The following is an 11,651-nucleotide window of genomic DNA, read 5'->3' as shown; positions in this document are numbered from 1 at the left end:
GATTCACAGCCGGTAGACCCGGCGGGCGTTGCCGGACCCGATGAGCTCGGCCACCCGCTCGGCGTCGCCCTTCGACCACTGACCGGCCACCTCGCCGAACGCCTGCCGGAACAGCACCGCGCCGAGATGGTGCAGCTCGGCCGGCCCGAACGCGTCGGACGAGTAGAGCACCTTGTGGAACGGCGCCAGCTCGAGCGACTCGGCCAGCACCGCCGGGGCGCGGGCACCCACGTGGTTGAGCGCGAGCCCGACGTCGAGATACACGTGCGGGAACGCCTGCGCGAGGTAACCCGCCTGGCGGTGGAACGGGTAGCAGTGCAGCAGCAGGACGGCGGCGCCGCGGTCGCGGGTGGCTCGCAGGAATGAGGTCATCAGCAGCGGGTCGCCGCGCGCCAGGTCGAGATCGGGGTCGCCGAAGCCGGTGTGGAACTGCACCGGCCCGCCGCGGTCCACGGCCGTCCAGATCAGGTGCCGCAGCAGCACCGGGTCGTCGAGCCGCGGCCGTCCGCGTCGCAGCCAGCGCCCGGCCGCCCGGGTGACCTCGCGCCGGGTCGGCGGGTGCGGATCAAAATCAAGACCTTGGCGGTACGCGACCACCGACTTGAACCCGGCCGCTCCCGCCGCGGCGTCGTCGAGCACCCGGTCGAACGCGTCCGCGAACCCGGCGGCGCTCACCCCGTCGAGCGCCTCGGCCACGGCCTCGAGCCGGACGATCTCGCGGACCTCGGCCGCGGCCGCCGCGGCCATGGCCGGCCCGTCCAGCAGTTCCCCGGCGCGATAGCCGGAGTCGACCAGGAACACCTCGACCTCGGCGGCCCGCAGCAGCCGCCGGTTCACCTCGTCCGGCCCCAGTTCGGCGCGCCGGTCGAGGTAGTCGCCGGGGTCGCAGTGCGCTTCGAGTCCGAGCACCGGCGCGCACCAGCGCCGCACCGCGAACCCGAGCTGCGAGTCGAACCCGCTGCACCCGGGCGGCGGCGGCCGGTCCGACTCGGTGAGCAGCGCCTCGAAGGCCGCCCGGTCGAGCGGGCCGGTCACCGCGCCGTGGCAGTGGTGGTCGATCAGACGCACCGGTCCAGGCTAGTGCCAGTTCAGAGCTGGTGGCAGTTCACCCCCGCAGGGCCGCCAGACTGGCCGACACCTGGCCGGACGGGTCCGGGCCGAGCGGCCGCAGCACCACGGTCGCGGCCCCGGCGTCGCCCAGTTCGGCGACCTTGCCGGCGAGCGTGCCGGCCGGGCCGATCAGGCCGAACAGCTCGGACGGGTCGCGGCGCAGCCAGGCCGCCTGCCCGGCCACGGTGTCGCGGGTCAGGTCGGCGGAGCGCTGCGGGTCGTCGTCGGTGCGCAGGAACTGGAACGACACCAGCTCGTGTCCCGGCCGGTCGCCGATGTGGGTCAGCGCGGCGCGCAGCTCGGCGGGGCCGTTGCCCTCGGCGATGATCGTGCCGTCGGCGACCCGGCCGGACAGCGCCAGCGAGCGCGGCTGTACCACGCCGGTGACGATCGGCGGCACCACCTCGGGCGGATGCACCAGGCGCAGGCCGTCGACGGTCACCTCCCGGCCGTGCAGGGTGACCTGCTCGCCGGCGAGCAGGCCGCGCACCGCCACGATGGTCTCCTCGAGCAGGGCCAGCTTGCGGGTGCGGTCGGCGCCGACCTTGCGCATCCACTCGGTGACGCCGTGCCCGAGCCCGGCCACCAGCCGCCCCGGGTGGATCCGGGCCAGCGGCGCCAGCTCCATGGCCAGCAGCGCCGGGTTGCGCAGCGCGGCCGGGGCGATGCCGATGCCGACCCGGATCCGGTCGGTGGCGGCCAGGGCGAGCGCGGCCATGCTGATCGACGCGGCCCAGCCGAGGTCCTCCACCACCCACAGGTCGTCCACGCCCCGCTCGTCGAGCTCGGCCGCGAAGCCGGGCAACTCCTCCGGCGGGCGGTCGTGGTCGAACATGTAACCAAGCCTCATGATCCCGACAGTAGTTCCCCGAGCGCCTCCGCGAAGACCTCGTGATGCCGGGCCACATCCGCCGCCGTGGTGGCGGGCGACATCAGAACCATGTTGTGGAACGGGGTGAGCAGCACGCCCCGGTTCGACAGGTAGACGTGCAGGAAGTCCTCCAGCTCGGCGTCCGCGCTGGCGGCCGACTCGGTACCGTTGCGCGGGGCCGGGTCGGCGAACCGGTATTCGACCCGGCAGCCCAGCTGACTGACCGACCACGGCAGCGCGTACCCGTCGATGATTTTGCGGAGGCCCTCGGCGAACGACGTGGCCGTGGCGGTCATGCCCGCGAACGCGTCGTCGGTGAGCACGTGCTCGAGGGTGGCACGGGCGGCGGCCATCGAGACCGGGTTGCCGGCCAGTGTGCCGCCGACGCCGCCCATGTCGACCAGATCCAGGTCGGTGCGGCCGAGCAGGGTGCCGGCCAGCTCGGCGGAGAGCCCGTACGCGCCGATCGGGATGCCGCCCGCGATCGCCTTGCCGATGGTCAGCACGTCCGGCGCCAGATCCCAGGCCCGGGTGGCGCCGCCCGGCCCGGCCGAGAACGTGTGCGTCTCGTCGTTGATCAGGTAGGTGCCGTACTTCCGGGTCAGCTCGCGGACCCCGGCCAGGTAGCCGGGTTCGGGCAGCACGATGCCGATGTTGGTCAGCGCCGGCTCCATCAGCACCGCCGCCACGTCGCCGTGGGCCAGTTCGCGTTCCAGGCCGGCCAGGTCGTTGAACTCGGCCACCCGGCTGGTGACGGTCACGTCGGTGGGCGCGCCGACGTTGCCGTCCCGGCTCTGGCCGCGGCCGTCCGGGCCCACCACGATCAGCGACTCGTCCACCGAGCCGTGGTAGCAGTAGCTGTTCACCAGGATCTTCGGCCGGCCGGAGACGGCGCGCAGCAGCCGGATCGCCCACCGGTTCGCGTCGGTGGCGGTCAGCGCGAAGCTCCAGTACGGCAGCCCGAACCGGCGGCTCAGCTCGGCGCCGACCGCGGCCGCGTCCTCGGTCGGCAGCATGGTGCTGGCCCCGCCCAGGCCGGCCAGCCGCCGGTGCACGGCGTCGACCACCGGCGCGGGGGAGTGCCCGGCCATCGCGCCGGTGTCGCCCAGGCAGAAGTCGACGTACTCGTGGCCGTCGAGGTCGGTGACCCGGGCGCCGCGGGCCCGCTCGACGTAGACCGGGAACCCGCCCGCGGTCTTGTTCATCCAGGTCATCGGGACCCGGCCGAACAGGTGGCCGGCGGCCTCGTAGGCGGCCCGGGACCGCGGGTGCCGCCGCGCGAAGGTGGCCCGCTCGCGGTCGGCGAGAGCGGCGAGCCGGGAACGATCAACTGCGGATTCCGTCGACATGGCGCGACGCTACCAACGAAACGCGCGTACGGACGTCATCCGTCCAGGATTTTCCGCAGGATCACCGGCCCGGCCGGCCGATCGATCGCCAGCACCACGGGCACCCGGGACGGCGCGTCGTCGCTCTCCCTCACCGCGGACTCGCCGACATCCACCCGCAGCCCCAGCACCGGCGCGCCGACCGGCCGCACCAGCCCCACCACCAGCGCCGCGGCGAGCGGGTCGTGCAGCGGGATGACCCGTTCGCCCAGCCGCGGCTCGTACGAGTCGAAGTAGACCGGCAGCATCGCGGCCAGCGCCCGGTGCAGCGGGCTGCCGCCGCCGGCGAGGGCCTGCCGGTCGGCCTCGGCCCAGCGCTGGCCCATGCTCAGGTCGAGCGGCACCAGCGTGGCCGGCCAGTCCGCGGCCAGCAGGTCGGCGGCGGCCTGCGGATCGGCCCGGACGTTCGCCTCGGCCACCGGCGTCACGTTGCCCGGCACCCGGACCGCCCCGGCCATGAACGTCACCGACGCCACCTGACCGGTCAGCCGGGGCGACCGGCGCAGCGCCCGGGCCAGGTTGGTGGCCGGCCCGATCGCCAGCACGTGCAGGTCGCCGGCGTGCTCGTCGGCGAGGTCGAGCAGCAGGTCGACCGCGGTCCGCCGGTCTGGGTCGCCGCCGGCCGGCAGGGTGACGCCGCCGACCCCGTTGTCGCCGTGCACGTGCCGGGCCCGGTGGCTGCTCGAGGTCGTGCCGGCCGCGACCGGGACGCCGGTCACGCCGGCCAGCGCGAGCAGCCCCAGCGTGTTGCGGGCGGCCTGCGCCGCCGAGGTGTTGCCGTCGACCGTGCCGATCCCGGCCAGGGTCACGGCCGGCCGGTGCGCCAGCAGCAGCGCCACGGCCAGAGCGTCGTCGATACCGGTGTCGCAGTCGAGATAGAGGAGCATTCCCTCAGGATGCCGGGGACTTGGCCGAGAACGCCGTCAGGAAGCGGTCGCGGAACGCGCTCATCGGCCACACCGGGGTGTCGCCGGCGGGGCGCAGGCCGGGCACCCAGTTCCAGTCGGTGACCCGGTCCAGCACCGCCGGGTCCTGCGACACGATGGTGATCGGCACGTCGTGGCTGGCACCGGCACCGGACGCGATCGGGGACGGCTGGTGGTCGCCGAGGAACACCATCACCAGGTTCTCGTCGCCGTACTGCGCGATCCAGTTGATCAGCGAGGTGAGCGAGTACTGGATCGACCTGCCGTACTCGGGGCGGACCTGCTTGGGTTCGGCCCACAGCGCCTTGGGCTTCTTGCCGGCCTCGGCCATCGGCGCGTAGACGGCGCCGTCGCCGATCCGGTCCCACTCCTCGATGTATTCGGGGATCGGCGCCCACGGCGTGTGGCTGGAGACCAGCGGCATCTGCACCATCAGCGGGCCGCGGCCGGGCTTTTGGTACTCGACGGTGTTGAGCTGCTTGAGCGTGAACTGGTCGGGCACCGGGGCCCAGCTGAATTTGGGGCCCTGGTAGCCCAGGTTGCGCGAGTCCCAGACCGCGTCGTACCCGTAGAACTTGCCCTCCGGCCAGGCCCGGGTGGCGCCCGGCATGACCGAGACGGTCCGCCACTGCGCGTTCTGGAACGCCCGGGTGAGCGTCAGCCGCTCGCTGGAGACCAGGTTGCGGTAGCGCTGCTGGTTGTTGATCCACAGCCCGGACTCGAAGGTGGCGTGCGCCAGCCAGCTGCCGCCGCCGAACGTGGGCGAGCTCAGCCAGCCGCTGCGCGCCGAGAACCCGGCCGCGGCCAGCTGGCCGGCGCCGCGCTCGAGGACCGGGTTGACCAGCGGGGCGAGGCCGGGGTGCTCGATTGCCGAGCGGCCGTAGCTCTCCACGAACGTGAAGATCACGTCCTTGCCGCGCAGCGCCGCGAGGATCTGGCCGGGCGGGGTGGTGGCGAACGCGTCGACGCGCACCTCCTTGGCGAACTCGGCCTCGTCGGCCAGTCCGGCGCGGGCCTGGTGGACCCGGTCCCAGGCGTAGGTGGCGGTGCTGCGGGCGGCGAGCGGCACCGTCCCGGTGATCGACAGGCCGAGTCCGAACGCGGTCGCCCAGGCCACCGCGAGGCCGCCGGCGGCGTACAACGAGCGGCGCCGGAAGCTGCCGACCAGGGTGCCGACCCGCAGCACCGACCAGGTGGTCAGCGCCAGCACGGCGGCGACCAGCAGGAGCAGCGCGGCGACCGCACCGATCGCGGCGGCCCGGCCGTACGAGTCGACCACGAAGCTGAACGCGTCGTCGAACAGCACCCAGTCGAGCACCGGGTCGAAGGGCCGGTTGAGCTCCGCGAAGAAGCCCATGTCCAGCAGCTTCTCCAGGACCAGCAGGCCGAGCAGCACGCCGACGACGCTGCCGGCGATGCGGCGGGCCCGGGTGGGCAGGAGCAGCAGCCCGATCAGGAACGCGCCCTCGACCGGAATCCGCAGGAAACCCAGCGGGGTGAGCCGGTACACGACGTTCGGGAAGATCAGCGCCAGGAAGACGAGAACACCGGCGAGGATGGTCAGCGTCCGGCGCGCGCCGCGCGTACGGAAAAATCTTGTCTTATCGGGTTTTGGGTCTGGCGCGGGCTCCGGAGCGGAAGCCTGCTCGGCGAGGTCGTTGTCCTGCGCGGCATCGTCGAGGTCGATCTGTGGCACGTCAGATGAAACGGATCGGGCCGAGCAAAAGGTTCATTCGCCGACCGGTCGGCTCGGCAACCTGCGCGTTCAGCGACGGGCGAGGTCCGGGCCGGTGACCGTGGGGGAGTGCGGCACTACTTTGTGGTCATGCTGGAGAACGCCGAAGAAATCGCCGCACTACAGCGCCTGCTCGACCTCTCGCACGCCCGCGCGACCAGCCATCTGCGCAACATCGTGCATGCCGGGCGGACTCTCACCGCCGAGGACCTGGCCGGGCTGCTGACCGGGATGAAGGTGCTCAGCGTCGCCACCGTGACCGCCGCCGGTGAACCCCGGATCAGCGCACTGGACGGTCACTTCCTGCACGCCACCTGGACCTTCAGCACCAGCGGGACCTCGGCGAAGGCCCGTCACCTGGAACGCCGGCCCGCGGTCAGCGTCGCGCACATCGACGGCGAGGAGCTGGCCGTGTTCAGCCACGGCCGGGCCGAGGAACTCGGGCCGGCCGACGACGACTGGAAGGAGATCCTCGAACACTGGACCGCGCACTACGACAGCTCGCCGATGAGCTGGGGCCGCGACGTCCGGATGTACCGGCTGCGCCCGCACTGGATGGTCGGTTACGCCGCCGACCGGATGGAGGTGCTGACCCGCCGCGGCATCGTTCCTTAAGCCGGCACGATCCCTTGAAGATCGACATCGGTGTACGCTCCGCGCGTGCCGAACCTGCTCATCCCGGCCGAGGTGCTGCCCCGGCTCGACATGCCCCCGGTCGCGCTGAGCACCGGCGCCGCCGACCCGGTGTGGCTCGACCTGCCGGCCGGGCGGTTCCCGTACGACCACCGGGCCGCGGCCGCGGTGCGCCGTGCCCGCCGCACCCGGCCGGTACTGCTGGCGGTGGCCGCGGTGGTTTTCGTGCTCTACACCATCCAGCTGGCCGGGGCCGCCGAGATCCCGGCCGGCGTGCACCTGTTCGGCTCGGCCGGCCTGTGCGTCGCGGGGCTGGCCCGGCTCTCCTGGCAGGTGCCGTCGCTGCCGGTGGGGGTGGGCGGCGACGTCTACCTGGCCGCGGTGCCGGAGCCGGTGGCCGCGCAGTGGGTGGCCCGCAACCCCGGCGTCCTACTCGTGGACCGGCGGCCCGTGGTCCGGCGTTTCCGGCCGCGCTTCTACACCGCCGGTGCGGTGCTGTTTCTGATCGCCGCGGTGCAGGTGGTGATCGTGCTTGCGGTCGGCGGGGTGTCCGGGTCGGCGTGGCTGGCCGCACCGGCCCTGGTCGCGGCTGGCGTCACCCTCGGTTATCGGTCCGTACCCTTCGGCCACGTCCGGTTCACCACCGGATCGCAGCGCCCGGCGCGGTGAACGAGGCGAAGTCGGTGGTGTCCCGGAACGCGGGCAGTTCGTGGAGGTTGTGGGCGTAGCGCCACAGGTGCGGGTAGACGTGCAGGCCCGGGTTGATGGTGCGGCGGGCGTTCGGCCCCGCGTCGTAGCGGACCAGGGTGACCCACAGCCGGATGTCGGCCTCGGTGAGCACGTCGCCGAGCAGGTAGTCGGTGCGGGACAGGTGGGCGTCGATCTGCTCGAACGCCTCCAGCAGGTTGGCCCGGGCCGAACGCTTGCCCTCGGCGGCGGCGGTGACGCCCTCGTTGACGGCGGGCCGCAGCCACCGGTCCAGGGCGTCGATCCGGTCCCGGAGGTGCTCCGGGTAGGTGTCGACCGGGTTGTCCGCGAGGTGCCGGAACCGGGTCGCCAGGTCGATGCCGATGGTGGTCACGTCGTTGCTGACCACCCGCGCGGAGAACCGGTCCCAGAGGGTGGGCACGCCGACGTGCCCGGTGTAGCCCTCGACGGTGGCCTCGTACGCCTGGCGCAGCAGGGTGAAGCCGTTGACCGGGTCGGGGCCGTACCGTTCCCGGAACGCCCAGCCGCGGCCGTCCCGCTCGGGATCGACGTACGACATGGTGACGACGTCGTGCAGGCCGGCCAGTTCGCGGGTGATGGCGACCCGGTGCGACCAGGGACAGAACCGCCCGCCGTAGAGGTGATACCGGAACGGCCGGGCCGTGAAGTCGCCGTCGTCGGTGATCCGCCCGCTGAACTCGACGGCCGGCGTGGTGCGGTACTCGCCGTATCGCGCCACGTCGACGGGGCCGGCCAGCTGGGTCTTGTCGGACAGGTGCAGCGCCATGTGCGCCTCCTCGTCGGTCGACGCGTCTGCTCCCCACTCTTCAACGACAATCCCACAATGTCAATAAACCCCATATGCAGACTAGGAAATGCGGAGCCCCGGATCGCGTTGGCGGACCACCGTCGCAGCTCTGCCGTCCCGTGATGCGGCAGCTCTCGCCGGGACATATCCGATAAGTCACGCTTTAACCGGACGCGGACTGGCCGCCGGGACCATATCTTGGGGATCTGTGGTCGCTCGGCACCCCGCTGCCGCCGATCGGCCTTGGGGGGTATCGCCAATTTGTGGTGGGGGTGTGGGTGGCCTTGGAACCTGGGTCGTTTGCCGCCGGAGGTGGGTGGGGTGGGTCAGCCCCAGACTTCGTTGGCGGTTTCCACTATCAGGGTCAGTTTGGCCACCTCCTCGTCGTAGGAGAGGACGTTGCCCTCCACTGTGGAGGAGAAGCCGCACTGGGGGGACAGGCACAGCTGATCCAGGGGCACGTATCGGGCTGCCTCGTCTATGCGGCGCTTCAAGGTGTCCTTGGATTCGAGGGTGCCGCGTTTGGTGGTCACCAGGCCCAGGACCACCATTTTGCCGGGTGGGACGAAGCGTAGTGGGGCGAAGCTGCCGGAGCGGTCGTCGTCGTATTCGAGGAAGAAGCCGTCCACGGCGAGTTCGCTGAAGAGGGCCTCGGCTACGAAGTCGTAGCCGCCCTCGGCGGCCCAGGAGGAGCGGAAGTTGCCCCGGCACATGTGGGTGGTCACGTTGAGGCCGGCGGGGCGGTTGGCGATCGCCTCGTTGATCTGGCGGATGTAGCGCAGGTGCTGGTGTTCGGCGTCGTCGCCGCGGGCGGTCAGCAGGCGGCGCTGCTCGGGGTCGTTCAGGTAGGCCAGGCTGGTGTCGTCCAGCTGAAGGTAGCGGCAGCCCAGGGCGGCGACCCGGTGGACCTGGTCGGCGTACGCGGCGGACAGGTCGGACCAGAACTGGTCCTCGTCGGGGTAGACGGCCGGGTCGATGGCCGCACGGCCGCCACGGTAGTGGACCATGCTGGGCGACGGGATGGTCAGCTTCGCGGTGACGTCGTCGCCGACCTCGGCGGCCAGGAAGCTGAAGTCGTCGCCGAAGATGGTCTCGGTGAGACGGACCGGCTCGTCGATCGCCAGCGCCGCCGACTCGAAGTCGAGCTCGCCCTCGGCGTTCCGGAAATGCACTTGAATTTTCTCGTCGGTGGGGTGCACGCCGCCCAGCCGGTAGATGAAGTCCATGTGCCATGACGTGCGGCGGAACTCGCCGTCGGTGGCCGATCGCAGGCCCACGTCGCGCTGCATGCGGACCACGTCGCGGATGGCCGCGTCCTCGATGTCGCGCAGCTCCCCGGGCCCGATCTCGCCGGTGGCGTGCTGCTCGCGGGCGGCCAGCAGGTGGGCGGGACGGAGCAGGCTGCCGACATGGTCCGCCCGGAACGGCGGGGATTCGCGAAGCGCCATTGCTTTTGGCCCCTTTCGACAGCTATCGACCGGCCTCAAAAGCATAGGGCAGTTCGCATCCGGGGCGTACCTTCGTGGGATGAGCGTGCGGTGGTGGTCGATCGAGGTACGCGATGGCGTGCTCTCGGCACAGCGGTGGAAGGACGGGTACGGCGAGGCGCTGCTCGAGGCCGCCGTGACCCACGGTGCGAAGCGCTGGGAGTGGACCGTGCTGCCCGGCGGGGTGGTGCTCGAGCTCGCCTTCCGCGAGGCCGGCGAGTGGGAACGGTTCCGGGCACTGCCGGTGGTGACGGCGGCCCTCGACGCTACGCCCGACCCGGTGAACGGCCTCTACGTCTATCCGGGCCGGGGCGGCAGCGCGTCGTCGCGCAGCCCGCGCAAACGGCCGCGTCCCACGGGCGCGGGCGCCGCGGCGATGCCGATCCCCGAGGCCCGGCCGCAGGTGGCCCGGCTCGCGGTCGTCGAGCCGCCGGCCGAGCCGATCACGGAGCTGGCGGAATCGGTGACAGCCCGCAGCGGGCCCGCCGGGACGGACCGGGTTGCCGGCCACACCGAACTGGCCGACACGGCCGCCTGACTCGATCTCGGGAGAAACCCGGCGCCGCGCTGCCGGGCGGTGATGAGGCGGGCGGTCCGCCGCTGGGCGTGACGGGGTGGGCAGGCGCCGCCGGGCAGTTACCCGGGCGCGCTGCTCCGGTCCGGTGGGGCCGGCGGTGAGTCCGGGGGTGTGGCGGGCAGCGTGGGGGCGTCGGTGGGGTAGAGGCCGGCCACGAAGCCGTACACCTGCTCTCCTGATCTTGGAATTTGGGCGAATTTCCGGGCCAGGGCCTGCACCTCGGCCCAGAACGTGCGGACCTCCTCGACCGGGATGCGGGCGTGTACCAGGGTGCAGCGCAGGTCGTCGGCGGCGGCTGCCGGTGCCGACTCGGCCACCGCCGCGGCCAGGCCGTTCATGCCGGCCACCACCTGTTTGTCCTCGGGGCGGCTCAGCGGGCCCACGTAGTAGGTGCGCGCCACCCGGCCGTAGTAGCGCTCGTCGATCGCCCGCACCCGCCTCGTCCGCACCACCCGCAGCAGGCCCGCGTCGACCAGCTGGTTCACGTGGTAGGCGACGCTGCTCTTGGGCCGGTCGACCGCCAGCGCCAGCTCGGTGACCGTCGCGGCCCGCTCCAGCACGAGCTCCAGCAGCGTGGACCGCAGCGCGTCGGCGAGGGCGCGCAACTGCTCCGGCGCGGTGACCACGAGCAGGTCGTCGAGGTCGTAATCCGGGATCTGCTGATTGACCGACATTTCTCGACCGTTCTAAAATTCTGGATCGTTTGATCCTCGCCGACTGTTCACCGGAGTGTAGAGATATGGCTGAAGTAGTTCTCTTCCACCACATTCAGGGGCTCACCGACGGCGTGCGGGAGTTCGCCGACCGGTTGCGTTCGGCGGGTCACACCGTGCACACGCCCGACCTGTTCGACGGCGCGCGCACGGCCACCATCGAGGAGGGCCTGTCGCTGAGTCAGCGGATCGGCGACGAGACGCTCGACCGCCGGGCCGCCGAGGCGGTCGACGGGCTGCCCGCGGGGGTGGTGTTCGCGGGCATCTCGTTCGGCGTGATGCGGGCGCAGCCGTACGCGCAGACCCGGCCCGGCGCGCGCGGCGCTCTCTTCTACGAGGCGTGCCTGCCGATCAGCGGCGAGTGGGCGATCGGTCCGTGGCCGGCCGGGGTGCCGGCCCAGGTGCACGGCATGGAGAAAGACCCGTTCTTCGGCCTCGAGGGCGACCTCGACGCGGCGCAGGAGCTGGTCGAGGCCGGTCACGGGGAGTTGTTCGTTTATCCCGGTGACCGGCATCTGTTCACGGACAGTTCGCTGCCCTCGTATGACGCTGAGGCAACGGAGCTGGTCGTCGAGCGCTCGCTGCGATTCCTCGCCGCGCTCTCATAACGCGAACAGCCTCATAACGCGAACAGCCTCATAACGCGAACAGCCTCATAACGCGAACAGCCTCATAACGCGAACAGCCTCATAACG

General features: G+C 72.0%; 12 protein-coding genes. 4 read left to right on the top strand and 8 right to left on the bottom strand.

Going from position 1 to position 11,651, the window contains the following annotated elements; all coding sequences use genetic code 11:
* Window positions 1–3: 3 nt before the first annotated feature.
* Genes Ari01nite_RS31605 through Ari01nite_RS31585 form a run of 5 tightly spaced genes read right to left on the bottom strand, consistent with a single transcriptional unit; the run spans window position 4 to window position 5,991 of the window.
* Window positions 4–1,068 carry an amidohydrolase family protein gene (locus Ari01nite_RS31605; protein WP_239163201.1) on the bottom strand — a complete coding sequence of 355 codons (1,065 nt, stop codon included), beginning with the start codon at window positions 1,066–1,068 and terminating at the stop codon, window positions 4–6.
* A gap of 37 nt (window positions 1,069–1,105) precedes the next feature.
* Window positions 1,106–1,960 (bottom strand): LLM class flavin-dependent oxidoreductase, encoded by an 855-nt coding sequence (locus Ari01nite_RS31600; protein ID WP_239163200.1) that lies wholly within the window; start codon window positions 1,958–1,960, stop codon window positions 1,106–1,108.
* Window positions 1,957–3,330 carry a transaminase gene (locus Ari01nite_RS31595; RefSeq protein ID WP_203785885.1) on the bottom strand — a complete coding sequence of 458 codons (1,374 nt, stop codon included), beginning with the start codon at window positions 3,328–3,330 and terminating at the stop codon, window positions 1,957–1,959. The genes Ari01nite_RS31600 and Ari01nite_RS31595 overlap by 4 nt, the downstream gene beginning before the upstream one ends.
* Window positions 3,331–3,365: 35 nt before the next feature.
* On the bottom strand, window positions 3,366–4,256 hold the full coding sequence (locus Ari01nite_RS31590) for a nucleoside hydrolase (protein WP_203785883.1): 891 nt from the start codon (window positions 4,254–4,256) through the stop codon (window positions 3,366–3,368).
* Between the two features lie 4 nt (window positions 4,257–4,260).
* Window positions 4,261–5,991, bottom strand: coding sequence for a sulfatase-like hydrolase/transferase (locus Ari01nite_RS31585; RefSeq protein WP_239163199.1), 1,731 nt, complete (start codon window positions 5,989–5,991; stop codon window positions 4,261–4,263).
* Between the two features lie 108 nt (window positions 5,992–6,099).
* Between Ari01nite_RS31585 and Ari01nite_RS31580 the strand changes: the two genes are divergently transcribed.
* Both Ari01nite_RS31580 and Ari01nite_RS31575 read left to right on the top strand, forming a co-directional pair.
* Entirely contained in the window at window positions 6,100–6,645 is a 546-nt protein-coding gene (locus Ari01nite_RS31580) for a pyridoxamine 5'-phosphate oxidase family protein (protein ID WP_239163198.1), read from the top strand.
* 45 nt (window positions 6,646–6,690) lie between these two features.
* Complete coding sequence (locus Ari01nite_RS31575; RefSeq protein WP_203785882.1) at window positions 6,691–7,332, top strand: hypothetical protein; 642 nt, start codon at window positions 6,691–6,693, stop codon at window positions 7,330–7,332.
* Here Ari01nite_RS31575 and Ari01nite_RS31570 read toward each other — a convergent pair.
* Both Ari01nite_RS31570 and Ari01nite_RS31565 read right to left on the bottom strand, forming a co-directional pair.
* A complete protein-coding gene (locus Ari01nite_RS31570) occupies window positions 7,301–8,158 on the bottom strand; it encodes a glutathione S-transferase C-terminal domain-containing protein (protein ID WP_203785881.1) in 858 nt (285 codons plus the stop codon). The genes Ari01nite_RS31575 and Ari01nite_RS31570 overlap by 32 nt on opposite strands.
* A 347-nt stretch (window positions 8,159–8,505) precedes the next feature.
* Window positions 8,506–9,627: a 5-methyltetrahydropteroyltriglutamate--homocysteine S-methyltransferase gene (locus tag Ari01nite_RS31565; RefSeq protein WP_203785880.1), complete on the bottom strand. Its 1,122-nt coding sequence runs from the start codon at window positions 9,625–9,627 to the stop codon at window positions 8,506–8,508.
* A 79-nt stretch (window positions 9,628–9,706) separates the two neighbouring features.
* Between Ari01nite_RS31565 and Ari01nite_RS31560 the strand changes: the two genes are divergently transcribed.
* Entirely contained in the window at window positions 9,707–10,204 is a 498-nt protein-coding gene (locus tag Ari01nite_RS31560; protein ID WP_203785879.1) for a hypothetical protein, read from the top strand.
* 98 nt (window positions 10,205–10,302) lie between these two features.
* On the opposite strand, the gene Ari01nite_RS31555 is transcribed toward Ari01nite_RS31560, so the two are convergent.
* Complete coding sequence (locus tag Ari01nite_RS31555) at window positions 10,303–10,917, bottom strand: ArsR/SmtB family transcription factor (RefSeq protein WP_203785878.1); 615 nt, start codon at window positions 10,915–10,917, stop codon at window positions 10,303–10,305.
* Between the two features lie 65 nt (window positions 10,918–10,982).
* Between Ari01nite_RS31555 and Ari01nite_RS31550 the strand changes: the two genes are divergently transcribed.
* Window positions 10,983–11,564, top strand: coding sequence for a dienelactone hydrolase family protein (locus Ari01nite_RS31550; RefSeq protein ID WP_203785877.1), 582 nt, complete (start codon window positions 10,983–10,985; stop codon window positions 11,562–11,564).
* Window positions 11,565–11,651 lie beyond the last annotated feature (87 nt).

Source organism: Paractinoplanes rishiriensis (assembly GCF_016862375.1).
Taxonomy (GTDB): Bacteria; Actinomycetota; Actinomycetes; order Mycobacteriales; family Micromonosporaceae; genus Actinoplanes; species Actinoplanes rishiriensis.
This window is presented reverse-complemented; position numbering and strand designations above follow the sequence as displayed.